Raw genomic sequence first — 26,065 nt, forward strand, 5'->3', positions numbered from 1 at the left:
TGCTGACCATGAACTATCAGTTGAACTTTGCCGCCGTGTGGCGCGATTTCGACACCTTGCTGGCGGGGCTCGGTCTGGGTCTTGAGCTGGCGCTGGTGTCGATCGCCATCGGCTGCGTGATCGGCCTGCTGATGGCGTTTGCTTTGCTTTCAAAGCACCGCGCGTTGCGGGTGCTGGCGTCGGTGTACGTGACGGTGATCCGTAACACGCCGATTCTGGTGTTGATTCTGTTGATCTACTTCGCCTTGCCGAGCCTGGGTATTCGTCTGGACAAGATCCCCTCGTTCATCGTCACTCTGTCGCTGTATGCCGGGGCGTACCTGACCGAAGTGTTCCGTGGCGGGCTGCTGAGCATTCCCAAAGGGCAACGCGAAGCCGGGCTGGCCATCGGTCTTGGCGAGTGGCAGGTGAAAGCCTATGTCACCGTGCCGGTAATGCTGCGCAACGTGCTGCCGGCGCTGTCGAATAACTTCATTTCGCTGTTCAAGGACACCTCCCTGGCGGCCGCGATTGCGGTGCCGGAGCTGACCTATTACGCGCGCAAGATCAATGTCGAAAGCTACCGGGTGATTGAAACCTGGATGGTGACCACAGCGCTCTATGTTGCGGCTTGTTACCTCATTGCCATGATCCTGCGTTACCTCGAGCAGCGTCTGGCGATCCGCCGATAGGAGCCTCCCATGTACGAATCCCCTAGTTGGTTGCATGAATTGTGGGTGGCGCGGGAAGTGCTCTGGCAAGGCTTTCTGGTCACGGTGCAGTGCTCGGCCCTGGCGATTTTGCTCGGTACGCTGATCGGCATCGTCGCCGGCCTGGTGCTGACTTACGGCAATGTCTGGATGCGCGCACCGTTTCGTTTCTACGTCGATCTGATCCGTGGCACGCCGGTGTTTGTGCTGGTGTTGGCCTGCTTTTATATGGCACCGGCGCTGGGTTGGCAGATCAGTGCGTTTCAGGCCGGTGCGTTGGGGCTGACGCTGTTCTGTGGCTCCCACGTCGCCGAGATTGTGCGCGGTGCGCTGCAAGCCCTGCCACGTGGGCAGATGGAAGCGAGCAAGGCGATTGGCCTGACGTTTTATCAGTCCCTGGGTTACGTGTTGTTGCCTCAGGCACTGCGGCAAATCCTGCCGACCTGGGTCAACTCGTCCACTGAAATCGTCAAGGCCTCGACCTTGCTCTCGGTGATCGGCGTCGCCGAGTTACTGCTCAGCACGCAACAGATCATCGCCCGGACCTTCATGACTCTCGAGTTCTATCTGTTCGCCGGTTTCCTCTTTTTCGTCATCAACTACGCCATCGAATTACTCGGCCGGCACATTGAAAAGCGGGTGGCATTGCCATGACTCAGACTTCTACTGCACCAAACGGCCAGGCCCTGCTGGACATTCGCGGCCTGCACAAACAATACGGCAAGCTCGAAGTGCTCAAGGGCGTCGACCTGACCATGCAACGCGGCAACGTGGTCACGCTGATCGGCTCCAGCGGATCCGGCAAAACCACGCTGTTGCGTTGTGTGAACATGCTCGAAGAATTCCAGGGCGGGCAGATCCTGCTCGACGGCGAGTCCATCGGCTATGACGAGGTCAACGGCAAACGCGTGCGCCACGCGGAAAAAGTCATCGCCCGCCATCGTGCGATGACCGGCATGGCGTTCCAGCAGTTCAACCTGTTTCCGCACCTGACGGCACTGCAAAACGTGACCCTCGGTTTGCTCAAGGTGAAAAAGCTGCACAAGGACGAAGCCGTGGCGCTGGCCGAAAAATGGCTGGAGCGCGTGGGCCTGTATGAACGCCGCGATCACTATCCGGGCCAGTTGTCCGGCGGTCAGCAACAGCGCGTGGCGATTGCCCGAGCGATTGCGATGAACCCGAGCCTGATGCTGTTCGACGAAGTCACCTCGGCCCTCGACCCGGAACTGGTCGGCGAAGTGCTGAACGTGATCAAAGGCCTGGCCGATGAAGGCATGACCATGCTGCTGGTGACCCACGAAATGCGTTTCGCCTTCGAAGTCTCGGACAAGATCGTGTTTATGAATCAGGGCCGGATCGAAGAGCAGGGGCCGCCAAAAGAACTGTTTGAACACCCGAAATCGCCACGTTTGGCAGAATTTCTCAAGAACACTCGTTTCTGATTTTTTCAGAAGAATTTTTAAGCAGGAGACACACTCATGAGCATTACTCGTTACGGCACCGGCGCCACTGCCGGTGGCGGTCAACCTCGTCCTTTCGCTCGCGCTGTTGAAGCCGATGGCTGGCTGCACGTGTCCGGCCAGGTGCCGGCACTGGATGGTGAAATCATCGTGGGCGGCATCGTCGAGCAGACTCACCAGACCATGAAGAACCTGATCGCGATCCTCGAAGAAGCCGGTTACGGCCTCGAAGACGTGGTGCGTGCTGGCGTGTGGCTGGAAGACCCGCGGGATTTCTGGAGCTTCAACAAGGTCTTTTCCGAGTACTTCAAAAGCGAACACGCCCCGGCCCGGGCCTGCGTGCAGGCAAACATGATGGTCGATTGCAAGGTTGAGATTGACTGCATTGCGTACAAGAAAAAGGCTTGAGATTGGCGGTGACTGCTTCGCGGGCAAGCCTCGCTCCTACAGGGTATGTGATCGTTCCCACGCTCCGCGTGGTAATGCCGCCTGGGACGCTCCGCGTTCCGCTTTGATGTGACGCAGAGCGTCACGGGATGCATTCCCACGCAGAGCGTGGGAACGATCATTAGCGGTAAACTCCCGGCACTTTGAATGGGAACCTGAAACATGACCGAAGACACCATCAAGCGCCGGGCACGTGGTCTGGACCGGGCGTTCGATATTCTCGATTTCCTCAAGGAAATCGGCCAGCCCCTGCGCCCGAACGAAATCGCCAGCGGCATCGGCAGCCCGAAATCCACGGTCTACGAACTGGTGGCCTCGCTGCTGGAACGGCGCATCCTCGAACCCGTGGGCAAGGACGGTCATGTCTACCTCGGCCGTCAGCTGTACTTCCTCGGGCAAGCGCACTTGCGCCATTTCGACCTGACCCGCGAGGCCGATCACGCCTTGCAGGAAATCGTCAGCCAGACCCATGAAACCGCGCAGATGTGCCTGCTCAACGGGCGCAAGTACACCGTGGCGCTGATGAAAGAGGGCGAGCGGCATTTCCGCATTTCCTCGGACATCGGCGAAAACGCACCCATCCCCTGGACCGCCTCCGGGCGTCTGTTGCTGTCGCATTTGAGCGACCAGGCCATCATCGACCTGATCGACCACGACGACTTCATCCTGCCCAACGGCGAACGTCTGCCGCTGGAACAGTTTCTCCAGGAAATCCGCCAGGCCGGTATCGACGGTTTCTTCTCGTTCGATAGCGTCGCCGATACCTTCACCCATTGCTTCGCCGCCCCGGTCAAAGACCCCAACGGCGTGGCCATTGCCACCCTGTGCATCGTCGCTCCACGGGCCGATGCCAAGAACAACTACAACGACTATCGCCGGGTGCTGATCGACAGCGCCAACAACCTGGCCCGGCGTATCAACGAATAACAGCGGCTGCCTGCGGCCGCGAATGTAAGGAGTTCGAACATGTCTTCTGCCGAAACGACTGCCGCCGTAGATAAAGGCTTTGCGCACACCGGCGCGCACTTGGTGCGTGACGTCAGCCTGCCGGCGCTGGTGTTGCACCGTGAAGCGCTGGAACACAACATCCGCTGGATGCAGGCGTTCGTCAGCAACAGCGGCGCAGAGCTGGCGCCCCACGGCAAAACCAGCATGACCCCGGCGCTGTTTCGCCGCCAACTGGATGCCGGCGCCTGGGGCATCACCCTGGCCAGTGCCACCCAGACCCGCGCGGCCTATGCCCATGGCGTACGCCGCGTGTTGATGGCCAACCAATTGGTCGGCACGCCGAACATGGCGCTGATCGCCGATCTGCTGGCGGACCCGACGTTCGACTTTCATTGCATGGTCGATCACCCGGACAACGTCGCCGACCTGGGGGCGTACTTCGCTTCCCGTGGCGTGCGTTTGAACGTGATGATCGAGTACGGCGTGGTCGGCGGCCGTTGCGGTTGCCGCACTGAAGCCGAAGTGGTGGCCCTGGCCCAGGCCATCGCGGCGCAACCGGCACTGGCGTTGACCGGGATCGAAGGTTACGAAGGCGTCATCCATGGTGATCATGCGGTCAGCGGCATCCGTGAATTCGCCTCTTCTCTGGTGCGCCTGGCGGTGCAGTTGCAGGACAGCGGGGCGTTCGCGATTCCCAAGCCGATCATCACCGCGTCCGGTTCGGCCTGGTACGACCTGATTGCCGAATCCTTCGAAGCCCAGAACGCCGGCGGACGCTTCCTCAGCGTGCTGCGTCCCGGCAGTTACGTGGCCCATGACCACGGTATCTATAAAGAAGCGCAATGCTGCGTGCTCGACCGTCGCAGCGATTTGCACGAAGGCCTGCGCCCGGCGCTGGAAGTCTGGGCGCATGTGCAATCGTTGCCGGAACCAGGCTTTGCGGTGATCGCCCTCGGTAAACGCGACGTGGCGTATGACGCCGGTTTGCCGGTGCCATTGTTGCGCTACAAGGCGGGTGTGATTCCAGCGGTTGGCGACGATGTGAGCGCGTGCAAAGTGACGGCGGTGATGGACCAACACGCGTTCATGACTGTGGCGCCCGGCGTTGAATTGCGGGTCGGGGACATCATTTCGTTCGGCACATCGCACCCGTGCCTGACGTTTGATAAGTGGCGTACGGGGTGTCTGGTGGATGAGCAGTTGCAGGTGATTGAAACCATGGACACCTGTTTCTAAACCCTGAAACCGAGGTAAGTGATCGTTCCCACGCTCTGCGTGGGAATGCCTCACTGGACGCTCTGCGTCCGCTTCGGCATGTGACGCGGAGCGTCACGGGCTGCATTCCCACGCAGAGCGTGGGAACGATCAACACCACCGAACCGCGAGATTCCCCCCATGAACACCATCAACACCCTCGGCCCCAACACCCCGCGCATCGCCCTGATCGGCGAGTGCATGATCGAGCTCCAGCAGCGGCCCGACGGCAGCCTGCAACAAAGCTTCGGCGGCGACACCTTGAACACTGCGGTCTACCTGTCCCGGGAACTGGGAGTTGGTGGCACGGTGGATTACGTCACGGCCTTGGGCGATGACAGCTTCAGCGATGCCATGTGCCAGAGCTGGGCCGCCGAGAGCATTGGCCTGGACATGGTCCAGCGCTTGCCCGGTCGCTTGCCGGGTTTGTATTGCATCCAGACCGACGCCGCTGGCGAGCGACGTTTTCTCTACTGGCGCAACGAAGCGGCGGTGCGCAGTTGCTTCACCACCCCGGCGGCCGCGCCGATTCTGGCGGCATTGCCGGATTACGATGTGCTGTATTTCAGCGGCATCACCCTGGCAGTGCTGGGCGAGCAAGGTCGGGAAAAATTACTGGAAACCCTGATCGAAGCCCGGCAGCGGGATGCGCGGATTGTCTTCGACAACAATTACCGACCACGTTTGTGGGCCTCGCTGGAAGAAGCTCGGGCGGCGTATCGCAGTGTGTTGCCGTACGTTGACCTGGCGTTGCTGACCGTCGATGACGAACAGGCGTTGTTCCATTTTTCCGATTGCGATGCAGTGTTTGAGGCGTACGCGCAGATCGGCACGCCGGAAGTGGTGCTCAAGCGTGGCGCTGAGGCGTGTTTGATTCGCTGTGGTGAAGAGTCATTCGAAGTGCCGGCGCAGAAAGTCGAGCGGGTGGTGGACACCACGGCGGCGGGGGATTCGTTCAGTGCGGCGTATCTGGCCAGTCGCCTCAAGGGCGGGAGCCCGGCAGAGGCGGCAGAGGCGGGGCATCGGTTGGCGAGCAAAGTCATCCAAGTGCCGGGCGCACTCATTCCCAAAACTTGAAATGCAGTTCTGTGGCGAGGGAGCTTTTGTGGCGAGGGGGCCCTCAAGCCAACAGCTCAATCCCGATAAAACACCTGCACCAAGTGATAGCCAAACTTGCTCTTGATCGGCCCATGCACCACCCGCAGCGGTTTCTTGAAGATCACCGCATCGATCACCCCGACCATCTGCCCCGGCCACACTTCACCCAAATCGCCGCCGCGTTTGCCGGACGGGCAGGTGGAGTACTTTTTGGCCAGCACATCGAAGGCTTCGCCCTTGGCGATGCGTTGTTTGAGCTGCTCGGCTTCTTCCGAGGTTTTCACCAGAATATGGCGGGCTTGAGCTTTCATTGAGGCAGACCTTGTAACGGTGGTGGCTATGCTGGGGCCAGCGGGGGCGCGGGATTATGCCTGAACTCACTCCGGTTGGCCGATCATCGTGCGAATCTTGTTGGCCAGCAGGTCGATGGAAAACGGTTTGGCCACCATGTCCATGCCTTCCTCCAGGAAGCCCTGGCGCTCGGCGGCTTTCTCCGCGTAACCGGTCATGAACAGCACTTTGAGGTCCGGGCGGTGCTGGCGGGCGATTTCCGCCAGTTGCCGGCCGTTCATCCCCGGCAGCCCGACATCGGTCACCAGCAAATCCACTCGCAGGTCGGATTCGAGCAAGGGCAGGGCGGCCCTGGCGTCTTCAGCTTCGTGGGCGTGATAACCCAGCTCATTCAGCAAATCCAGCACCAGCATACGCACCGCCGGGTCGTCTTCCACCAGCACCACGGTTTCACCGGCAATCGCCGACGGCGCTTCGCCTGTGACGGGCAGCAGGGTGTCTTGCGGCGCGCCAAGGTGCAGGCGCGGTAAATACAGGCGTACGCAAGTGCCCTGGCCCGGCACGCTGTCGAGGCTGACGTGGCCGCCAGACTGTTGGGCAAAACCGTAAATCATCGATAATCCCAGGCCTGTGCCCTGGCCGATCGGTTTGGTGGTGAAGAACGGATCGAACGCCTTGGCCAGCACCGACGCGGACATGCCGGTGCCGTTGTCGCTGACGGCGATCATCAGATAGTCCCCGGCCTTCACCGACTCCAGGCCGGTGAGGTCGCTGCCGTCGAGGTAGACGTTGGCGGTTTCGATCAGCAACCGGCCGCCATCGGGCATCGCGTCCCGGGCGTTGATCACCAGGTTGAGCAGGGCGTTTTCCAATTGGCTGACGTCGGTGCTGACCGGCCACACCTCATCGACCAGTTGCAGCACCAGTTTGATATGGTCGCCCTTGGTGCGGCTGAGCAGGTCTTCCAGGGAATGAATCAGGTCATTGGCGTTCAGCGGCTTGCGGTCCAGCGACTGACGCCGGGAGAACGCCAGCAGCCGATGAGTCAGGGCCGCCGCCCGGTTGGCCGAGGACACCGCGGCTTCGGTGAACCGGCCGATCTCGGCGGTGCGCCCGTCGGCGATATAGCGCTGCATCAGGTCGAGGCTGCCGATGATCCCGGTCAGCATGTTGTTGAAGTCATGGGCGATGCCGCCGGTGAGCTGGCCGACCGCTTCCATTTTTTGCGCATGGCGCAACGCATCTTCAGCGCGCTCGCGCTCGAACATCTCGTTTTGCAGGCGCTGATTGGCTTCGGCCAATTGCTGGGTACGGGCGATCACCCGTTCCTCAAGGGTTTCATTGAGGTTGCGCAGGGCTTCTTCGGTCTGTTTACGCTCGGTTTCATCGATCACAAAGATGTAGAAACCGTTGACCGCACCATCCGAGCCATGGCGCGGCAGGTAATTCATCAGGGCGCTGCGAATGCTGCCGTCACGGTGCGCCGCATCGATGCTGAACGAGCAGGGCTTGCCCGCCAGCGCCTCGGCGATGTATTCGGCGCGCAGGGCGTAGGCTTCGTCGCCGAGCACTTCATGGATGGTCCGGCCGAACAGCTCTTGGGGCGTCAGGCCATACCAGTCCAGATACGCGGCGTTGTTCAGGCGAAAACGTTCCTCGCGGTCGACATAGCTGATCAGGATCGGCATCGCGTTGATGATCAGCTGCAACTCGGTCTGGCTCTGGCGCAGGGCCTGTTCGGTGTGTTTGCGTTCTGTCAGGTCCAGGGCGGCGCCGAGGAAACGCACCGGCCGACCATGGTGGTCCTTGTAGCAACGGCCCCTGGCAAACACCCAGCGCAGCTCGCCGTCGGGTTGCATCAGGCGATATTCCTCGGCGTACTCGGTGCCGTGGGTGATGCAGTGCTTGATGCTGCGCGCCACCATGCCACGGTCTTCCGGGTGCACGCCTTGCAAGTATTCGCTGATCGGCAACTGGCTGGCCATCGCCGGATCAATGCCGTGCAGTTGCGCGAAGTGGGCGTCGGCGATAAAGCGGTCTTCGCCAATGTTCCAGTCCCAGGTGCCGACCGCGTCGGTGGCGGCCAGGGCCAGTTGCAGGCGCTGCTCGGTTTCGTGCTGGGCTTTGAGGCTGGCGGCGGAGCGCTGTTCGAGCTCGAGGGCGATGCGCCGTCGTTCGTTGGTTTCGATGGCGGTGACCAGGATTCCGGCAACCTCGGCGCTTTCATCGCGAATCGGGCTGTAGGTCAAATCCAGCCAGAAGTCGGAATCTTGCCCGTCGCGTTGTAAGGAAAAGCGCTGTTCGCTGTAGGTGCGCACCTGGCCTTGTAGGACGGCGCTGTAGATCGGGTCGGTAAAGTCTGTTAATTCGGGCCAGATTTGGTGCGTAGGCTGTCCGAAAGCGTGTGGATGCTTGCTGCCACACAGCAGGGCGAAGCCATCGTTATAGATCTGCGTGAGCTGCGGCCCCCACAGCAAGAGCATGGGCATCGGCGAATGAATCACGATGTCCACCGCGGTACGCAGGCTCTGCGGCCAGGTGCTGGCGGCGCCCAAGGGGCTGCGGCTCCAGTCCAGTCGGGCGATCAGGGCCTGGGCATCGCTGCCGGTCGGTGATGCGTTCATCAAGATGTCCTGCACGTCAGTCGGTGTGGCTACGTCTACTATCCTCACAGGGCGGTAGTCGCTGGATGACCCGAGGCGTCTTGCTGTCGGGTCATATTTGCTCATTGAATGCTTCGCGGGTGCTTTTTGCCATGGAAATCGATTTATTGTTGCGGCAACTGGCCAGCCAGGAGGGCTCCGATCTTTACCTCTCCACGGGTGCGCCACCCAGCGCACGGTTCGACGGTGTGCTCAAACCCTTGTCCGATCAGCGGTTCAAACCGGGGGAAATCGCGGCCATCGCCGAGTCCATCATGGACGCCGAACAGCGTCTGGAGTTCGATCGCGAACTGGAAATGAACCTGGCCATCTCCCTGGCCGGGGTCGGACGTTTTCGGATCAACCTGTTCAAGCAGCGCAACGACGTATCGATCGTGGCGCGCAACATCAAGCTCGACATCCCGCGCTTCGAAGACCTCAATCTGCCGCCAGTGCTGCTGGAAACCGTGATGCTCAAGCAAGGGCTGATGCTGTTCGTCGGCGCGACCGATTCGGGCAAATCCACGTCCCTGGCGGCCCTGATCGACTACCGCAACCGCCACAGCAGCGGCCATATCATCACCATCGAAGACCCGGTGGAGTATATCCATCGGCACAAAAAATCGATCATCAACCAGCGGGAGGTCGGCGTCGACACCCGCAGTTTTCATGCCGCGTTGAAAAATACCCTGCGTCAGGCGCCGGATGTGGTGCTGATCGGCGAAATTCGCGACCGCGAGACCATGGAACATGCGCTGACGTTTGCCGATACCGGCCACTTGGTGATCTCCACCCTGCATGCCCACAACGCCAACCAGGCGCTGGACCGTATCATCAACTTCTTCCCGCAGGAGCGCCGGGAGCAACTGCTGCACGACTTGGCCAACAACCTCAAGGCCTTCGTGTCTCAGCGTCTGGTGCGCACCCTCGACGGCCAGCGCCGGGCGGCGGTGGAAGTGATGCTGGGCACACCGACCATTGCCGACCTGATCCGGCGTAACGAGTTTGATGAGCTGAAGGGGATTATGGAAAAGTCGGTGGAACTGGGGATGCAGACGTTTGATGGGGCGCTTTACGGGTTGGTGGTGGAAGGGGCGATCAGCGAGGATGAGGCGTTGAAGCATGCGGACTCGGTGAATAATTTGCGGTTGCGGTTGAAGCTTCACACCGAAACCTCACCGAGCATCCAGCCATCGCCCGGTGAATGGGGACTCATGGACTGACGCGCCATCAAAATGTGGGAGCGAGCCTGCTCGCGAAAGCGGTTTGTCAGCCTGCATTGATGTTGAATGGGCTGACGCTTTCGCGAGCAGGCTCGCTCCCACAATGAGTCTGTGTTTTAGTCTTTGAGTTCGGGGCGGTTGCGGAATTGTTCGAGGGCTTCGGGGTTGGCCAGGGCATCGGTATTTTTTACCGGTTGCCCATGCACCACATTCCTGACCGCCAATTCGACGACCTTGCCGCTGATGGTGCGCGGTATGTCGGTGACCGCGAGGATTTTCGCCGGCACATGACGCGGCGTGGTGTTGGCGCGGATGACCTGGCGAATCTGCTGTTGCAGTGGTTCATCGAGCGTGACGCCATCCTTGAGACGCACAAACAGCACCACCCGCACATCATCCTGCCACTGCTGACCAATCGCCACGCTGTCCAGCACTTGCGGCACTTTCTCGACCTGACGGTAAATCTCCGCCGTGCCAATGCGCACGCCGCCGGGGTTGAGCACGGCGTCGGAACGGCCGTGGATCAGCATGCCGCCGTGGGGCAGTTGTTCGGCGTAGTCGCCCTGGGCCCAGACGCCGGGGAACTGGCTGAAATACGACGCGCGGAGTTTGTCCCCGGCCGGATCGTTCCAGAAACCGATGGGGATCGCGGGAAAGTGCCGAGTGCAGACCAGCTCACCTTTCTCGCCGATTACTGGCTGGCCGGCGTCGTTCCACACCTCGACCGCCATGCCCAGGCTCTTGCCCATCATCTCGCTGCGCCGAACCGGCGACAGCGGATTGCCATTGACGAAGCACGACACGATGTCGGTGCCGCCGGACATCGAGGCCAGACATACGTCTGTCTTGAAGTCGCGGTAGACAAAATCGTAACTCTGCGGTGACAGCGCCGAACCGGTGCACAGCAGGGTTTTGAGGCTGCTCAGGTCGTGGCTTTGCCGAGGTTTCAGGCCGCTGCTTTCAAGGGTCGCGAGAAACTTGGGGCTGGTGCCGAAGACGTTGATGCGCTCGTCATCGATCAGGTCAATCAAGCGCTCCGGGCCGGGATGAAACGGCGAGCCGTCGTACAACACCACGGCGCTGCCGACCGCCAGAGCCGACACCAGCCAGTTCCACATCATCCAGCCGCACGTGGTGTAGTAGAACAAACGACTGCCGGGGCCCAAGTCGCAATGCAAACCGTGTTCCTTGACGTGTTGCAGCAGCACGCCGCCGGTGCTGTGGATGATGCATTTCGGCACGCCCGTGGTGCCGCTGGAATAGAGGATGTACAGCGGATGGGCGAACGGCACAGCAACGAAATCCGGCTCGCCACCGATGTCATAAAAGTCGTCCCAGAGCGTGACGTTGGCCTGGGTGTGAAACTCGTCGATATGCGTGTTTGGCCGTGCGTAAGGCACGACGATCAACTGCTGCAAGGTGGGCAGCCGTTCGAGGATTTCATTGACCTTGGCGCGCTGGTCGATCTCCTTGCCGGCATAGCGATAACCGGCGCACGTGATCAGCACTTTCGGCTCGATCTGGCCGAAACGGTCGATCACCCCTTGGGTGCCGAAGTCCGGCGAAGAACAGGACCAGATCGCGCCCAGGCTGGTGGTGGCCAGCATCGCCACCAGGGTTTGCCAGGTGTTGGGCATGCACGCCGCCACCCGGTCACCGAGGCCGACGCCAGCGGCTTTCAGACTGTTCTGAAACCCGGCGACGTGGCTGGCCAGTTCGGCCCAGGTCAATTGCTCGCGCTGACCGTTTTCAGCCACCGCGACCACCGCCACGGCATCGTCGCGTCGCCGCAGCAGGTGTTCGGCGAAGTTCAGGGTCGCACCGGGAAACCACTCGGCGCTGGGCATCTGCGGGCCTTCACGCAGCACCGCGTCGGGTTGGTCGTGGAAGCGGATATCGAAGAAATCGACAATCGCTTGCCAGAACGCTTCCCGCTGGTCGATGGACCATTGGTGCAGGGCAGGGTAGTCGTCGATCTTGGCGTGATGCCGCTGATTGATGAAGCGCCGAAAGGCCTCCATGCGGGTCTTGCCGATGCGCTCGGTGCTGGGTTGCCACAGGATGTCGGACATGGCTTGCCTCTTGTTCTGGTCTTCAGATCAGATCGTTCCCACGCTCCGCGTGGGAATGCAGCCCGGGACGCTCCGCGTCCCAAAAGCGGACGCAGAGCGTCCATTGAGGCATTCCCACGCAGAGCGTGGGAACGATCCGGGTGGCGGTTACTGCGCCAACCACCCACCATCAATATTCCACGCCGCGCCGCGTACCTGGCTACCGGCCTCGCTGCACAAAAACAACACCAGTTCACCCAGTTGCGGCGGGGTCACGAATTCCAGCGATGGCTGCTTCTCAGCCAGCAAATCATGCTGCGCCTGCTGCGGGTCGATCCCGGTGGCCGCGCGATCATCGATCTGCTTCTGCACCAGCGGTGTCAGCACCCAGCCCGGGCAGATGGCGTTGCAGGTCACTTGGGTAGTCGCGGTTTCCAGGCCGACCACTTTGGTCAACCCGATCACCCCATGTTTGGCGGCGACGTACGCGGCTTTGCCCACCGAACCGACCTGGCCGTGAACCGAGGCGATGTTGATGATCCGCCCCCAGTTCTTGGCGCGCATGCGTGGCAAGCACAGGCGAGTGCTGTGGAACACCGATGACAGGTTGATCGCAATGATCGAATCCCAACGTTCCAACGGAAAATCTTCCACCGCCGCCACATGCTGAATCCCGGCGTTGTTCACCAGAATATCCACGCCACCGAACTCACGTTCGGCGTAGGCGATCATCTCGGCAATTTGTTCCGGGTTGCTGACGTCGGCCGGGTGATGCCCGACCTTGCCGCCAAACTGCTGCACTTGGGCAATCACCTTGGACGCATCGCCGAAACCATTGAGAACCACATTGGCGCCAGCCTTGGCCAGGCTGAGGGCGATGCCCAGGCCAATGCCGCTGGTGGAACCGGTGACCAATGCGGTCTTGCCTGTAAGAGTCGTCATGAATACCTCACACAATGCCAGTGGCGTAGAAAGTACCGATCACCACAAAAACCGCCAGGGTCTTGATCAGCGTAATACAGAAAATGTCTTTGTAGGCTTCGCGGTGCGTCAGGCCGGTCACCGCGAGCAAGGTAATCACCGCGCCGTTGTGTGGCAGGGTGTCCATGCCGCCACTGGCCATCGCCGCCACTCGGTGTAGCACTTCCAGCGGAATATTGGCGGCATGGGCGGCGGCGATGAAGTCATTGGCCATTGCCGCGAGGGCGATGCTCATGCCACCCGACGCGGAACCGGTGATACCGGCCAGCAAGGTCACGGTAATCGCTTCGTTGACCAGTGGGTTGGGAATGCTTTTGAGCCAGTCGGCCAGCACCAGAAAGCCAGGCAAGGAGGCAATCACCGCGCCAAAACCGTATTCCGACGCGGTGTTCATCGCCGCCAGCAGTGCACCGCTGACTGCACTTTTACTGCCTTCGGCCAGTTTGCTTTTGATCGCTTGGAAACCGAACGCCAGCACCATGAGGATGCCGATCAGCAGTGCCGCTTGAACCGCCCAGATGGCGGTGAGCTTGGCGATTTCGGTGGTCACCGGCGTCGCCATGCCCGGCAGCGAGAGGCTGTGGGTCTTGCCATACCATTGTGGGATCCACTGGGTAAACAGCAGGTTCATGATGCCCACCGCCAACAGCGGCGACAGTGCGAGCCACGGGTTCGGCAGCTTGATGTCTTCGGCGGTTTCCGGCTCGTTGCGCAACTCGGTGCCGTAGCCTTCACCGGCGCGCTGGGCTTTGTTGCGTTGGCGCTGGAGGAACAGCATGCCGGTACAGAATACGAAAATCGTGCCGATCAGACCCAGCCACGGCGCCGCCCACGCGGTGGTGTTGAAGAACGTGCTGGGGATGATGTTCTGGATTTGCGGGGTGCCGGGCAGGGCATCCATGGTGAAGGAAAACGCGCCGAGGGCGATGGTCGCCGGGATCAGGCGTTTCGGAATATTGCTCTGACGAAACATTTCGGCGGCAAACGGGTAGACCGCGAACACCACCACAAACAGCGACACGCCGCCGTAGGTGAGCAGGGCGCAGACCAGCACGATCACCAGCATCGCCTGGCGGGTGCCCAGGAGCTTGATCGCGGCCGCAACAATAGAGCGCGAGAAGCCTGACAACTCAATCAGCTTGCCGAACACCGCACCGAGCAGGAACACCGGGAAATACAGTTTGATGAACCCGACCATTTTCTCCATGAACACCCCGGTAAAGGCAGGGGCGACGGCGGAAGGGTCGGTGAGCAGGACGGCGCCGAGAGCGGCAATCGGGGCAAAGAGGATAACGCTGTAGCCACGGTAGGCAGCCAGCATCAGCAGCGCGAGAGCTGCCAAGGCAATGATCACACTCATGGGTGTGTCTCCTGGGATTGTTATTTTTGTAGGGTGGATCTTTTGTGGGAGAGGGCTTTAGCGGGAATCGTGCCAGATCGTTAACTTGTTGAAATACAAGGATATTATTTCTTTGCAATGTGGTTTTTCTGGTTTTTGTCTCTGTTTTGAGATTGTTGGTGAGCTGACGGGCGCCTTCGCGGGCAAGCCTCGCTCCTACAGGGGGAGGCGGCATTCGCGAATGGCGCGTACATCTCGCACCTGTAGGAGCGAGGCTTGCCCGCGAAGAGGCCATATCTACCAACAGAGATGAATGTCTCCTTATTGAGACTCGGCAATCCCCAACGCCACCATCTTCTTATACAAAGTCGACCGCCCCAGCCCCAACCGCGCCGCTGCTTCAATCACCTTGCCCCCACATTGCGCGAGTGCAGACTCAATCAACTGCCGATCAAAGCGCTCCCGGGCTTCACTGAATGTCTCATGGCCTGCGGGCTCAATCGTCAGGTTGTTCACCCGCGTCACCGGAGTAAACGTCCCAATCGCCGCCCGGATATCGTCTGCATTCAACATCAAGTCATCACTGAGCAATGCCGCCCGTTCCAGCACATTACGCAGCTCACGAATGTTCCCCGGCCAGGCGTGTTGGCTAAGCAGCTCCAGCGCTTCGCGGTTCAACTCGTGCTGACTGCGCAGCTCTTCAAGAATCGCTTCGCTGAGGGCCGGGATATCGTCGAGCCGGTCGCGCAAGGGTGGAACCTGGATCGGCAGGACATTGAGGCGGTAGTACAAATCCGCGCGAAACTCACCACGCTTGATCGCCGCTTCCAGGTCGGTGGAGGTGGCGGCGATGACCCGTACATCGCTCTGGATCACTTCATTGGAGCCCACCGGCTCGAATTCCTTTTCCTGTAACACCCGTAGCAATTTGCTTTGCAGGGGCAAGGGCATGTCGCCGATTTCATCGAGGAACAAGGTGCCGCCCTGGGCGATCTGCAACTTGCCAACCCGGCCCTTGCGATCTGCGCCGGTAAACGCACCAGGGGCGGTGCCGAAGAATTCCGCTTCCAGCAATGACTCGGGAATCGCCGCACTGTTGATGCTGACAAACGCCTTGTGCGCTCGGGGCGAAGCGCCGTGGATCGCCTGGGCCAATAGCTCTTTGCCGGTACCGGTTTCACCGAGCAGCAGGACAGGGGATTCGGCACTGGCACTGCGCCGGGCCCGGCGTTTGACTTCCAGGCTGGCGGCGCTGGTGCCAATGAAGTGGGCGAAGTTGTACTTGGTCTGTCGCGCCCGCAGCAAGGAGCGGGTGGAGGCCAGTTCTTCCTGCATGCTCAGGTAACGCTTGAGCATTGGCGAGAGGCTGCGCAATTCGTCGAACAGGGCAAAACCGATGGCGCCGATCACCGCGCCGGCGTCGTCGTGAATCGGCAGGCGCATGACCACCAGCGGTTCCTTGGGAGTGTCTTGCATGTCCAGCAGGATCGGCCGGCCCGTGCGCACCACTTCGCGTAGCAGACTGCCGGGGATCACACTTTCACAGGCCTTGCCGATCGCGACTTCCGCCGATTCCAGGCCGAAGCGCCGAGCGTAGCGTTCGTTCATCCAGACGATATTCGCGTCGCGGTCGACAATCACCGTGCCTTCGCTCGATTGTTCGATGATCTCGAACAACGAACGGATCGCCAGCATGCGCACGCGCTGGTAGTCCTTGAGGCTTTCGGTGGTGTTCATGTTTGTCAGGTCCGGAAGTTGTGTTGTCTGTGCGGGCCTCTTCGCGGGCAAGCCTCGCTCCTACAAGGGCACCATCGTGTAGGAGCGAGACTTGCCCGCGAAGGCCGCGCCACGGTTCAAAGGCTTACGTCGGATGCGCCGCCGCCAGCAGTTCCTTGGTATACGGATGCTGCGGCGAGTCGAACACATCATGGCTGGCGCCGCTTTCCACCACTTTGCCGTCCTTGATCACGATCATGTCATGGGCCAGGGCACGCACCACCGCGAGATCATGGCTGATAAACAGGTACGTCAGGCCATGTTTTTCCTGGAGGTCCCGGAGCAGGGCGACCACTTGTTTTTGCACGGTGCGGTCCAGGGCCGAGGTCGGTTCGTCCAGCAGGATCAGCGCCGGTTTGAGCACCAGTGCCCGGGCGATGGCGATGCGCTGTCGTTGGCCGCCGGAAAATTCATGGGGATAGCGGTGACGGCTTTGCGGGTCGAGGCCGACTTCCACCAATGCCCGAATCACTTCAGCCTTGCATTCCTCGGCGGTCAGCTGGCTATGAACTTCAAGGCCCTCGCTGATGATCTGTGCCACGGACATGCGTGGGCTCAAGCTGCCGAAGGGGTCCTGGAACACCACCTGCATCTTCTTGCGCCACGGCCGCAGCTGCTTTTGCGTCAAGCCATCCAGTGCTTCGCCCTGAAAGCGAATGCTGCCTTCGGAGTCGAGCAAACGCAGGATCGCCTGACCCAGGGTGGACTTGCCCGAGCCAGACTCGCCAACGATGCCCAGGGTTTTGCCGCGTTGCACATTCAGGCTGATGCCATCCACCGCGTGCAGCCAGGTTTTGCGCTGGAACAACCCGCCACCCAGGGCGAACTTGACCCGCAGGTTGTCAACTTCCAGCACCTTCTCGCGTTCGTCCCGGGGCAGGGCTTCGCCTTCCGGTTCGGCGTTCAGCAACACGCAGCTGTAAGGATGCTTTGGCTCGGTGAACAGCGTCTCGCAAGGGGCTTGCTCGACGATTTCCCCGGCCTTCATCACGCACACGCGCTGGGCAATGCTGCGCACCAGATTGAGGTCATGGCTGATCAGCAGCAGTGACATGCCGAGTCGTTGTTGCAAGGACTTGAGCAGCAACAGGATCTTGCGTTGCACCGTCACATCCAGCGCAGTGGTGGGTTCGTCGGCAATCAGCAGTTCCGGCTCGCAGGCCAGGGCCATGGCGATCATCACCCGTTGCCGTTGGCCGCCGGACAGTTGATGGGGATAAGCCTTGAGGCGTTCCTGGGGTTTCTTGATGCCGACCAGCTCCAACAGTTCGAGAATCCGCGCCTGTGCAGCCTTGCCCGCTAGCCCTTTATGGATAAGGAGGGTTTCGCCGATCTGCTTTTCGATACTGTGCAGCGGATTCAGGGAGGTCATCGGCTCCTGGAAAATCATTGCGATCCGGTTGCCGCGCAGTTGGCGCAATACCTTGGCATCAGCACCGACCAACTCCTGGCCGTGATAACGAATGCTGCCGCTGGTTTCAGTGCCTTCCTCGGGCAGCAGTTGCAGGATCGAATGGGCCGTCACCGATTTGCCCGAACCCGACTCGCCCACCAGCGCGAGGCATTCGCCGGGGCGGATGTCCAGGCACAGGTTGCGCACCACGGTCTGGCCACTGAAGGCCACGCTGAGGTCACGGATTTCGATCAGGTTGTCACTCATATCCAGTATCCGCTTCATGCTCTAGGGTCGAAGGCATCGCGCAACGCCTCGCCAATGAACACCAGTAAAGAAAGAATCAGCGCCAAGGTGAAAAACGCCGTCAGCCCCAGCCATGGTGCTTGCAGGTTCTGCTTGCCCTGACCGATCAATTCGCCCAGGGACGCACTACCGGCCGGCATGCCGAAACCGAGGAAGTCCAGCGCGGTGAGCGTGGAAATCGCCCCGGTCAGGATAAATGGCAAGTAGCTCAAGGTCGCGTTCATGGCATTTGGCAGAATGTGTCGCACGATCACTTTGCGGTCGCTCAGGCCCAGCGCCCGCGCGGCTTTGACGTATTCCAGATTACGTCCGCGCAGGAATTCGGCACGCACCACGTCCACCAGGGCCAGCCATGAAAACAGCGCCATGATCCCCAGCAACCACCAGAAATTCGGCTCGACAAACCCCGACAAAATAATCAGCAGGTACAGCACCGGCAGCCCCGACCAGACTTCCAGCAAACGCTGACCGAGCAGGTCGACCCAACCACCGTAATAACCTTGCAACGCACCGGCGGCAATGCCGATCAGCGCGCTGACGAAGGTCAGCATCAGGGCAAACAGAATCGACACCCGCGCGCCGAAAATCACCCGGGCCAGCACGTCCCGGGCCTGATCGTCAGTGCCCAGCCAGTTCACCTTGGACGGTGGGCTCGGGGCCGGTTTGTTCAGGTCGTAGTTGGGGGTGTCGTCGCTGAACGGGATCGGCGGGAACAGCAACCAGCCGCCGTCTTTCTTGATCAGCTTCTGTACATAGTCACTGCGGTAGTCAGCCTGAAACGGCAGTTGCCCGCCAAATTCCTGTTCGGTGTGACGCTTGAACGCCGGGAAGTACAGCGAGCCCTGGTAACTGACGATCAGTGGCTTGTCGTTGGCGATCAGTTCGCCACCGAGGGTCAACAGGAACAGCCCGATAAACAGCCACAACGACCACCAGCCCCGGCGGTTTTTCTTGAAACGTTCGAAACGGCGCCGACCCAGCGGCGAAAGCTTGAACATCAGGCGTTCCTCGCGGTGAAGTCGATACGCGGGTCGACCAGGGTGTAGCAGAGGTCGCCGACCAGTTTTATCAGCAGGCCGAACAGCGTGAAGATGAACAGCGAGCCGAACACCACCGGATAGTCCCGCGACACCGCCGCTTCGTAGCTCATGCGGCCGAGGCCATCGAGGGAGAAGATCACCTCGATCAACAAGGAACCGGCGAAGAACACACTGATGAATGCCTGGGGAATCCCTGATACCACCAGCAACATCGCGTTGCGAAACACATGTCCATACAACACCCGGCGTTCGCTCAAGCCTTTGGCCCGGGCCGTGACCACGTACTGGCGGGTGATTTCATTGAGGAAGGAGTTTTTGGTCAGGATGGTCAGGGTGGCGAACCCGCCGATCACCAGCGCGGTAACCGGCAACACCAAGTGCCAGAAGTAATCGGCGATTTTGCCCACGGTCGACAGTGATTCGAAGTTGTCCGACACCAGCCCGCGTACCGGGAACCAGTTCAGCGACGTGCCGCCGGCAAACACCACGATCAGGAACATCGCGAACAGGAACGCTGGCATGGCATAACCGATGATGATCGCGGTGCTGCTCCAGATGTCGAAGTGACTGCCGTGATGCACCGCTTTGCGGATCCCCAAGGGAATCGACACCAGATAAGTGATCAGCGTCGCCCAGAGTCCGAGGGAAATGGTCACCGGCATTTTTTCCAGGATCAGGTCGGTAACCGTGGCACCGCGGAAGAAGCTCTTGCCAAAATCCAGCCGCGCATAGCTTTTAAGCATCAGCCACAGGCGTTCCGGCGCCGGTTTGTCGAAGCCGTATTGTTTTTCGATTTCTTTGATCAGTTGCGGGTCGAGGCCGCGACTGGCCCGGGAACTGCCGTGCATCGTTTCGCTGGAGCCACCGCCGACCGTGGCGCCGCCGATGCCTTGCAGGTGCGCGATCGCTTGTTCCACCGGACCGCCGGGCGCTGCCTGCACGATGACGAAGTTGACCAGAAGGATGATCACCAGGGTCGGAATGATCAGCAGCAACCGCCGCAGTATGTAAGCCCACATCAGCGCGGCCCTCCGGATTTGCCGCGCTTGATCAGTTCGGCGGTCATCTGTTCGTTAGTCAGGGGCGTGGAGCTCACTTCCCACCAACTCTCGATGGCTTCGTCATTGCTGGCTTGCACATTGGGAATGCCGAAGCGGTTCCACCACACGGTCGAGCTGCCAGGCGGGTAATAGTTGGGAATCCAGTAGTAGTTCCATTGCAACACCCGGTCCAGAGCGTGGGCGTAGCGCAGCATCTCGGCCTGGGTGTTTGCACGGATCAGACCGTTGATCAGGGTATCGACCGCAGGGTTCTTCAACACCATGTAATTGTTGGCGCCGGGATCGTTGGCCGAGGCCGAGCCGAAGTAGTTGACCAACTCGCCCCCCGGAGACGTGGTGACCGGGTAGCCGGTAATGACCATGTCGTAGTCCCGGGACATCAGGCGGTTGACGTACTGGGACGAGTCGATGCGGCGAATATTGAGGTCGATACCGATCTGTTTCAGTGTGCGCTTGTAAGGCAGCAGCAGTCGGTCGATGCCGTTCTGGCTGGTGAGGAAGGTAAAGCTCAGAGGTTCACCCTGGGCATTCACCAGTTGATCACCGTCGGGTTTCCAGCCGGCCTGTTCGAGGAGGTCCAGGGCCTGCAGTTGTTTGTCACGGATCAGTCCGCTGCCATCGGTCTTCGGTGCTTCGAACACCTGGGTGAAGACCTCGTCGGGGATCTGCCCGCGAAGCGGTTCGAGGATCGCCAGTTCGGCGGCATCCGGCAGTTTGCGAGCGGCGAGGTCGGTATTGGAAAAGTAACTCTGCTGGCGAATGTACAGGTCACGCATCATCTGCCGGTTGCTCCATTCGAAATCCCAGAGCATGGCCAGGGCCTGGCGGACACGACGGTCCTGGAACATCGGGTTTTGCAGGTTGAAGACGAAACCCTGGGCCGTTTGCGGTGCGTCGGTCGCCAGATGCGCTTTTCGCAGGCGACCGTCGCTCAGCGCCGGGCTATCGTAGCCGATGGAGTAACCGGTGGCAGAGAACTCACGGTTGTAGTCGTAGGCGCCACCGCGCAACACCTGGCGGGCAACGTCGGTATCGCCGAAGTACTCAATGCTGAAATGATCGAAGTTATAGAGGCCGCGGCTGACCGGCAGGTCCTTGCCCCACCAGTCGGCGTTGCGTTCGAAGGTGATGCTGCGGCCGGAGTCGACCTTGCTGACTTTGTACGGGCCACTGCCCAGTGGCGCTTCGTAGCCGCCACCGCTGGCGAAGTCGCGGGTTTTCCACCAATGCTCGGGAAATACAGGCAAGGTCGCGATGTCCAGGGGCAGGGTGCGGTTTTCATTGCTCTTGAAGTCGAAGCGGATGGTCAGGGGTGACTCGACTTCGACGCCTTTGACATCGGCGAACTGGGTGCGATAGCGCAGGCTGCCCTGGGTCATCAGCAGGTCATAGGTGTAACGCACGTCTTCGGCGGTGATCGGCGTGCCATCGGCGAATCGGGCCTTGGGGTTCAGGTAGAAGCGCAGGGACAAACCGTCGTCAGATCGTTCCATCTTCTCCGCTACCAGGCCGTACACCGTATAGGGCTCATCCAGCGAACGCTGGGCCAGGGGCGAGTAAAGCAAGCCATCGATCTGGGTCACGCCGATGCCCTTGTCGATGTACGGCAAGATATGGTCGAAATGCCCGATCTCGATGGCCGAACGACGCATCGTGCCGCCCTTGGGAGCTTGCGGGTTGGTGTAGGCGAAATGACTGAAGCCAGCGGGATATTTCGCCGGTTCGCCATACACGGTCAACGCGTGTTGCGGTGCTGCATTCACACCGGCGGCACTCAATAGCAGGGCCACGGCAGTGAATATCAATGTGGGGAAAAGCAGTCGCATTGTCAGCCTTAGAGCCGGGTGGTCGATAAGCACAATTTGTACGCTAGCGACGCGTCACTCGCCAGCCGAATCACGTAACCAAATACACAACGGCCCACCAAAAGGCGGGCCGTTGTGCGTAAAACTCAAACGCCGGATCAGTCCTGGCGGCTGGTCACTTCCAGCAGGTGATAACCGAACTGGGTTTTGACCGGGCCTTGCACGACATTGATCGGTGCGCTGAATACCACGGTGTCGAATTCCTTGACCATTTGGCCCGGACCGAACGAACCCAGATCACCGCCCTGACGGCTGGACGGGCAAGTGGAGTTGGCCTTGGCAACTTCGGCGAAATCAGCGCCGCCCTCGATTTGGGCCTTGAGTTCGTTGCACTTGGCTTCGCTGGCAACAAGGATGTGACGGGCAGTGGCTTTAGCCATGGGAAAATTCTCCATTCAATGTTCAGTAAAGTGTCGAGCCTACCGGATTCAGTGGCCTATTTCTTCTCAAAGTTCCATCCGGAGCCAGTCGGGCCATGGGGATCCGGATAAAGGAAGGGTTTAGAGCCCGGCATTTCTCAAGCGCTCGGCGTGCACTACGTACAAGTCAATCGGGTTGACACCTTCGTGGCTACGTCCGGTCGTCTGGCTGAGGCTGTCCATGTGGTCCATTGGATAGTCGGAACGAATCACTTTGCCCAGGTGAGAGCTGAATCGACCGACCAACCCGTCGTTTTGCCCGGCTTCAGTAATGAAATATTCGGAGAAGGCGCGACAAAAAGCGTGTGTCGGGTCGAGGGCGCCGAGCCCTTCTTTGAGAATGGTCCCTTGCAGGGTGCCGCTCCAGGAGTAATACCGCACCCCATTGACCAGCTCTCGACCTTTGCCGCCCCAGGTTTTCGGCAGACCTTGAGGGTACTTGTCGTTGAAAGCGCCGACGCCTTCGGTGGTCAGGGCATTGAGTGCGGCAATGGCGTTTTGCGGTAAGTGAAGATTGCCGCTGAGCAGCGACAGGAAATCAGCAAACAGCGTCGCGACCTTTCTGGCCACATGCTCCGGCAAACGCCCCGGTGTCAGGGCCTTGCGCAAGAAGTCGGCCAGTTCCGAGCCGTGGTTCGGGCCGCTGACGGAAGTCACCGACGCCACCCACTGTGGTGCGACGGCGGCTGCGTAACGCGCGGCGAGTGCGCCCTGGCTGTGGCCGATCAGGTTGACCCGGTTCGCGCCGGTGCCTTCCAGTACCCGTTCGATTTGGGTCAACAACTGATCGCCGCGTACTTCGTTGCTGTGGGTGGCTGACAGGTGGGGTACGAAGACTCTGGCCCCATGGCTTCTCAAGGCCTGCTTGACGTCATGGAACAGTTCATATTTGCCGATACGGTCGAAGCCGAAGAGCCCATGTACCAACAGGATTGGGTGTTGAGTTGTTGCATTCCGTTGCATGATCGTACCTTTTTCGCAGAAGTTCTTGGATGTGCGCCGGGGCCCACTCTAAAACACTCCCGCCGCTAGGCGATGTATGAAAAAGCCGCTGTTATTGAAGGAAAGCGGTATAGAGAAAGTATGAAAATTCGGATCTGTCTGAAGCTTACTTCGGAACATTTCGACATCTTTTTATGCCGTCAAGAGTGATTCTCACCAGCGGACTACTTTGCAAGCCGCATTTGTCCTAGCCATCTGTAGTGATCACCTGACATCGCCAGGCAGCGCGATAGGCTTAAATAGGCTCCGTTCGATGCCGACCTGCGGGACGGCGGGAATTTCCAAGGACTGGAGTCAATGCATGAGTACAAATGAAGTAGACGCAGGAAAGCTGTCACTGCCGGCCCCGCAGTTGGCACAGGCGAATAACGCTGTTCTCGATCCGGCCAGCAGGAAAGTGGTGGTCAAGGTCTTGCCTTATCCGGGTATGGCGAGCGGAGACAGGCTGGTGCTGCACTGGTCGGGTCTCGACGCCGAGGGCCAGGCCTATCGGCACGAAGTTTTGCATTTTGTCAGTCAGGGGCAGATTGGCAGGGAGGTTGTCTTCAGCGTCGCCGGTGTACACATCGGTGCGCTGGAGGGTGGTTCGCTGGAGATCTACTACACACTCACCAGTCGTTCTTTGCCCGAGTCGGCGCAGTCCCGGCGATTGCAGTTGAATGTGGGGGATGCCCGCTCCGGGTTGTTGCCGGTGGTTGTGAATGATGCCTTGGGAGGCATGCTCGACCCGGACCGGGTGGCTGAAGGAGCGCGCGTGACGATTCGACCTTATGCGCGAATGGCGGCAGGTGATGAGGTGGTGCTGTTCTGGGAAGGCGCTACACCGGAAACGAGCTTCAGCGACAGGTTGAGTATCGAAACCTTCGCGGTTGGGAGCGAGCTTTCGTTCTGGGTGGATCCCGAGTTCATTGCACCTGGCCTCGGGTCAACGGTGACGATCACGTATTGCATCGAGCAGCATGGCCAGGCACCGCATTACTCGGAACCGGCGAGATTCTCCATCGGACCTGTGGAGCGCGCGCCACTGATGGCGCCTGTGGTGCTGGAAGCCGAGGAAGGCTGGCTGGATCTGCAGGATTCGATTGATGGTGTCACCGTCGTAATTGACGATGCCCGAACCGAGGCGGGCGAGTTGGTGTATCTGAGGTGCGATGGCATCCATTTCAGCCACCGGGATGAGCGGGATATTGCCCAGGAGATGGCGGGTGAACCACTGGTGTTTATTGTTCCTTACCGGTTCTGGAGAGAACATCTGGACTCGACGGTTCGCGTCAGCTATTCGGTTGAACGACTGGACGACGTGAGCCAGCTGTCAGATGTGGCACTTGTTCAGGTGCAAGACTAAGCCGTTTCGAGGTCTTCCAGTCTTCGATGGAAGACTGGAAGGGGTCGCTGGTCAGGCCGGCTGCCGGGTGCGGTGCTGTGTGCGAAGTCGCTCAACGGCCTGGCGCAGTAACTGTTCGGTCCCGCTCCAACCGAGGCAGCCATCCGTTACCGATACCCCGTATTTCAGGGATGAACTCAACGGTTGGCAGCCTTCGAACAGGTGACTTTCGATCATCATGCCGATCAGCGAGCGATCGCCTTGCAAGCGTTGTTCAAGGACATCGTTGAACACGGCTGGCTGACGCAACGGGTCTTTACCGCTGTTGGCGTGACTGCAATCGACCATGATCCGTGCCGGAATCTTCAGTTTGGTCAGGTCGTGATTAATCCGGGCAATGCTGTCACGGTCGTAGTTAGGTCCATGATGCCCACCGCGCAATACCAAATGGGTATCCGGATTGCCTGGGGTTTGAATGATTGCGGGATGGCCCTGGCTATCGACACCGAAATGCCGATGAGGGTGAGTCGCCGAGCGCATGGCATCGCTGGCAACCGTGACGCCGCCATCGGTGCCGTTCTTGAACCCCACTGGCATGTTAAGGCCGCTGGCCATTTCCCGGTGGATCTGCGACTCCGTGGTACGCGCACCGATGGCGACCCAACTGAGCAAGTCGTCGAAGTAACCGGCGGCCATCGGTTGCAGCAATTCGGTGGCAATCGGCAAGCCGAGGTGGAGCATTTCACGCATCAGCTCCCGAGACAGGGTCAGGCCGCCGGCCATGTCATCGCTGCCATCGAGTCGGGGATCGTAGGCGAGGCCTTTCCAGCCGACGGTGGTGCGGGGTTTTTCGACATAGGCACGCATCACCAGGAGCATTTCATCGCTGACTTCAGCGGCCAGGCGGGCGAGGTTAGCGGCGTATTCGAGCGCTGACTGGGGATCGTGAATGGAGCAGGGCCCGACGATGACGAGCAGGCGGGAGTCTTCACCGTTGAGAATCGCGCGGACCGCGTGGCGGTGGGCGGCGACCTGCTGGGTCAGGGCGGTGCTGAGTGGCAGTTGCTGTTTGAGTTGCAATGAGCTGGGCAGGCGCAGGGTCAGCGCTTCATTGGCCGGGCTCAAAGTGGACAGTGGCAGAGCAGAGACGGACGAGTTCATATTCAGGCTTCCTGGACTGGCTGCGGGTTCATTCCCGCGTGCTCGGCCCTACTGGGGTGTTCGACAATTGGCCGGATTGGCTGCGTGTGTGTGCTTGCCACCTGTGGGTGACCGATCGGAGGCGGCAGGCTGTCCCGAGCGGAGGCTGGTAAATCGCCAGGCGGTAAAACTGTCGTAACGGTAATAAGTGGCGTAGGTCATTTTCTAAATCCTCAAGTTGTCTGGTATGTCGCTAAAAAGTCAGGGGGCTGAAAAAACAAAACCCCCGGTCGGGAGGCCGACCGGGGGTTGAGAA

General features: G+C 60.2%; 22 protein-coding genes. 9 read left to right on the forward strand and 13 right to left on the reverse strand.

Annotated features, from left to right (window positions below; translation table 11 throughout):
* The first annotated feature begins 8 nt into the window (after positions 1-8).
* From BK667_RS00490 to BK667_RS00520, 7 genes are all read left to right on the forward strand, one after another.
* Positions 9-671, forward strand: a complete 663-nt coding sequence (locus BK667_RS00490) for an amino acid ABC transporter permease (RefSeq protein ID WP_123509519.1) — start codon at positions 9-11, stop codon at positions 669-671.
* Between the two features lie 9 nt (positions 672-680).
* The gene (locus BK667_RS00495; RefSeq protein WP_123596495.1) at positions 681-1,343 is read left to right on the forward strand and encodes an amino acid ABC transporter permease; all 663 of its coding nucleotides are present in this window, start codon (positions 681-683) and stop codon (positions 1,341-1,343) included.
* On the forward strand, positions 1,340-2,131 hold the full coding sequence (locus tag BK667_RS00500; RefSeq protein WP_054615006.1) for an amino acid ABC transporter ATP-binding protein: 792 nt from the start codon (positions 1,340-1,342) through the stop codon (positions 2,129-2,131). The genes BK667_RS00495 and BK667_RS00500 overlap by 4 nt, the downstream gene beginning before the upstream one ends.
* 36 nt (positions 2,132-2,167) lie before the next feature.
* Positions 2,168-2,557: a RidA family protein gene (locus BK667_RS00505; RefSeq protein ID WP_123509517.1), complete on the forward strand. Its 390-nt coding sequence runs from the start codon at positions 2,168-2,170 to the stop codon at positions 2,555-2,557.
* A gap of 201 nt (positions 2,558-2,758) precedes the next feature.
* Positions 2,759-3,523 carry an IclR family transcriptional regulator gene (locus tag BK667_RS00510; RefSeq protein ID WP_123509516.1) on the forward strand — a complete coding sequence of 255 codons (765 nt, stop codon included), beginning with the start codon at positions 2,759-2,761 and terminating at the stop codon, positions 3,521-3,523.
* Between the two features lie 39 nt (positions 3,524-3,562).
* The gene (locus BK667_RS00515) at positions 3,563-4,780 is read left to right on the forward strand and encodes an amino acid deaminase (protein ID WP_123596496.1); all 1,218 of its coding nucleotides are present in this window, start codon (positions 3,563-3,565) and stop codon (positions 4,778-4,780) included.
* Positions 4,781-4,939: 159 nt separating this feature from the next.
* The gene (locus BK667_RS00520) at positions 4,940-5,875 is read left to right on the forward strand and encodes a sugar kinase (protein WP_123596497.1); all 936 of its coding nucleotides are present in this window, start codon (positions 4,940-4,942) and stop codon (positions 5,873-5,875) included.
* 56 nt (positions 5,876-5,931) lie between these two features.
* On the opposite strand, the gene BK667_RS00525 is transcribed toward BK667_RS00520, so the two are convergent.
* Together BK667_RS00525 and BK667_RS00530 are read right to left on the reverse strand one after the other, a co-directional pair.
* The gene (locus BK667_RS00525; RefSeq protein WP_259697816.1) at positions 5,932-6,237 is read right to left on the reverse strand and encodes a peptidylprolyl isomerase; all 306 of its coding nucleotides are present in this window, start codon (positions 6,235-6,237) and stop codon (positions 5,932-5,934) included.
* Positions 6,238-6,273: 36 nt separating this feature from the next.
* On the reverse strand, positions 6,274-8,811 hold the full coding sequence (locus tag BK667_RS00530; RefSeq protein WP_123596499.1) for a PAS domain-containing hybrid sensor histidine kinase/response regulator: 2,538 nt from the start codon (positions 8,809-8,811) through the stop codon (positions 6,274-6,276).
* A 131-nt stretch (positions 8,812-8,942) separates the two neighbouring features.
* Between BK667_RS00530 and BK667_RS00535 the strand changes: the two genes are divergently transcribed.
* Positions 8,943-10,052, forward strand: coding sequence for a PilT/PilU family type 4a pilus ATPase (locus BK667_RS00535; protein ID WP_123509512.1), 1,110 nt, complete (start codon positions 8,943-8,945; stop codon positions 10,050-10,052).
* Between the two features lie 116 nt (positions 10,053-10,168).
* Here BK667_RS00535 and BK667_RS00540 read toward each other — a convergent pair whose 3' ends face one another.
* The 10 genes from BK667_RS00540 to BK667_RS00585 form a co-directional block, all read right to left on the reverse strand.
* On the reverse strand, positions 10,169-12,124 hold the full coding sequence (locus tag BK667_RS00540; protein WP_123596500.1) for an acetoacetate--CoA ligase: 1,956 nt from the start codon (positions 12,122-12,124) through the stop codon (positions 10,169-10,171).
* 147 nt (positions 12,125-12,271) lie between these two features.
* Positions 12,272-13,045 carry a 3-hydroxybutyrate dehydrogenase gene (gene hbdH / locus BK667_RS00545; protein ID WP_123509510.1) on the reverse strand — a complete coding sequence of 258 codons (774 nt, stop codon included), beginning with the start codon at positions 13,043-13,045 and terminating at the stop codon, positions 12,272-12,274.
* 7 nt (positions 13,046-13,052) lie between these two features.
* A complete protein-coding gene (locus BK667_RS00550) occupies positions 13,053-14,444 on the reverse strand; it encodes a GntP family permease (RefSeq protein ID WP_123509509.1) in 1,392 nt (463 codons plus the stop codon).
* 300 nt (positions 14,445-14,744) lie between these two features.
* Positions 14,745-16,160, reverse strand: coding sequence for a sigma-54 interaction domain-containing protein (locus tag BK667_RS00555; protein WP_123509508.1), 1,416 nt, complete (start codon positions 16,158-16,160; stop codon positions 14,745-14,747).
* A 124-nt stretch (positions 16,161-16,284) separates the two neighbouring features.
* The gene (locus tag BK667_RS00560) at positions 16,285-17,859 is read right to left on the reverse strand and encodes an ABC transporter ATP-binding protein (protein WP_123596501.1); all 1,575 of its coding nucleotides are present in this window, start codon (positions 17,857-17,859) and stop codon (positions 16,285-16,287) included.
* A gap of 14 nt (positions 17,860-17,873) precedes the next feature.
* Complete coding sequence (locus tag BK667_RS00565) at positions 17,874-18,896, reverse strand: ABC transporter permease (RefSeq protein ID WP_123509506.1); 1,023 nt, start codon at positions 18,894-18,896, stop codon at positions 17,874-17,876.
* Positions 18,896-19,957, reverse strand: a complete 1,062-nt coding sequence (locus BK667_RS00570) for a microcin C ABC transporter permease YejB (protein WP_123596502.1) — start codon at positions 19,955-19,957, stop codon at positions 18,896-18,898. Before BK667_RS00570 ends, BK667_RS00565 begins: the two co-directional genes overlap by 1 nt.
* Positions 19,957-21,825, reverse strand: coding sequence for an extracellular solute-binding protein (locus BK667_RS00575; RefSeq protein WP_123596503.1), 1,869 nt, complete (start codon positions 21,823-21,825; stop codon positions 19,957-19,959). Before BK667_RS00575 ends, BK667_RS00570 begins: the two co-directional genes overlap by 1 nt.
* Positions 21,826-21,962: 137 nt before the next feature.
* Positions 21,963-22,244, reverse strand: a complete 282-nt coding sequence (locus BK667_RS00580) for a peptidylprolyl isomerase (protein WP_008150918.1) — start codon at positions 22,242-22,244, stop codon at positions 21,963-21,965.
* Positions 22,245-22,364: 120 nt separating this feature from the next.
* On the reverse strand, positions 22,365-23,246 hold the full coding sequence (locus tag BK667_RS00585) for an esterase/lipase family protein (protein ID WP_123596504.1): 882 nt from the start codon (positions 23,244-23,246) through the stop codon (positions 22,365-22,367).
* Between the two features lie 340 nt (positions 23,247-23,586).
* Here BK667_RS00585 and BK667_RS00590 point away from each other — a divergent pair, with 340 nt between their 5' ends.
* Positions 23,587-24,630, forward strand: coding sequence for a hypothetical protein (locus BK667_RS00590; RefSeq protein WP_123596505.1), 1,044 nt, complete (start codon positions 23,587-23,589; stop codon positions 24,628-24,630).
* Positions 24,631-24,681: 51 nt separating this feature from the next.
* Here BK667_RS00590 and BK667_RS00595 read toward each other — a convergent pair whose 3' ends face one another.
* Entirely contained in the window at positions 24,682-25,770 is a 1,089-nt protein-coding gene (locus BK667_RS00595; RefSeq protein WP_123596506.1) for a 3-deoxy-7-phosphoheptulonate synthase, read from the reverse strand.
* Positions 25,771-26,065 lie beyond the last annotated feature (295 nt).

The organism is Pseudomonas frederiksbergensis, from assembly GCF_003732705.1.
GTDB lineage: Bacteria > Pseudomonadota > Gammaproteobacteria > Pseudomonadales > Pseudomonadaceae > Aquipseudomonas > Aquipseudomonas frederiksbergensis_F.

Coding starts and splice junctions, on each gene's coding strand:
- BK667_RS00520 (WP_123596497.1), top strand. CDS start 4,940: ATGAACACCATCAACACCCTCGGCCCCAACACCCCGCGCATCGCCCTG.
- BK667_RS00535 (WP_123509512.1), top strand. CDS start 8,943: ATGGAAATCGATTTATTGTTGCGGCAACTGGCCAGCCAGGAGGGCTCC.
- BK667_RS00495 (WP_123596495.1), top strand. CDS start 681: ATGTACGAATCCCCTAGTTGGTTGCATGAATTGTGGGTGGCGCGGGAA.
- BK667_RS00555 (WP_123509508.1), bottom strand. CDS start 16,160: ATGAACACCACCGAAAGCCTCAAGGACTACCAGCGCGTGCGCATGCTG.
- BK667_RS00595 (WP_123596506.1), bottom strand. CDS start 25,770: ATGAACTCGTCCGTCTCTGCTCTGCCACTGTCCACTTTGAGCCCGGCC.
- BK667_RS00550 (WP_123509509.1), bottom strand. CDS start 14,444: ATGAGTGTGATCATTGCCTTGGCAGCTCTCGCGCTGCTGATGCTGGCT.
- BK667_RS00585 (WP_123596504.1), bottom strand. CDS start 23,246: ATGCAACGGAATGCAACAACTCAACACCCAATCCTGTTGGTACATGGG.
- hbdH (WP_123509510.1), bottom strand. CDS start 13,045: ATGACGACTCTTACAGGCAAGACCGCATTGGTCACCGGTTCCACCAGC.
- BK667_RS00505 (WP_123509517.1), top strand. CDS start 2,168: ATGAGCATTACTCGTTACGGCACCGGCGCCACTGCCGGTGGCGGTCAA.
- BK667_RS00490 (WP_123509519.1), top strand. CDS start 9: ATGAACTATCAGTTGAACTTTGCCGCCGTGTGGCGCGATTTCGACACC.
- BK667_RS00580 (WP_008150918.1), bottom strand. CDS start 22,244: ATGGCTAAAGCCACTGCCCGTCACATCCTTGTTGCCAGCGAAGCCAAG.
- BK667_RS00590 (WP_123596505.1), top strand. CDS start 23,587: ATGAGTACAAATGAAGTAGACGCAGGAAAGCTGTCACTGCCGGCCCCG.
- BK667_RS00530 (WP_123596499.1), bottom strand. CDS start 8,811: ATGAACGCATCACCGACCGGCAGCGATGCCCAGGCCCTGATCGCCCGA.
- BK667_RS00540 (WP_123596500.1), bottom strand. CDS start 12,124: ATGTCCGACATCCTGTGGCAACCCAGCACCGAGCGCATCGGCAAGACC.
- BK667_RS00510 (WP_123509516.1), top strand. CDS start 2,759: ATGACCGAAGACACCATCAAGCGCCGGGCACGTGGTCTGGACCGGGCG.
- BK667_RS00560 (WP_123596501.1), bottom strand. CDS start 17,859: ATGAGTGACAACCTGATCGAAATCCGTGACCTCAGCGTGGCCTTCAGT.
- BK667_RS00515 (WP_123596496.1), top strand. CDS start 3,563: ATGTCTTCTGCCGAAACGACTGCCGCCGTAGATAAAGGCTTTGCGCAC.
- BK667_RS00565 (WP_123509506.1), bottom strand. CDS start 18,896: ATGTTCAAGCTTTCGCCGCTGGGTCGGCGCCGTTTCGAACGTTTCAAG.
- BK667_RS00500 (WP_054615006.1), top strand. CDS start 1,340: ATGACTCAGACTTCTACTGCACCAAACGGCCAGGCCCTGCTGGACATT.
- BK667_RS00575 (WP_123596503.1), bottom strand. CDS start 21,825: ATGCGACTGCTTTTCCCCACATTGATATTCACTGCCGTGGCCCTGCTA.
- BK667_RS00570 (WP_123596502.1), bottom strand. CDS start 19,957: ATGTGGGCTTACATACTGCGGCGGTTGCTGCTGATCATTCCGACCCTG.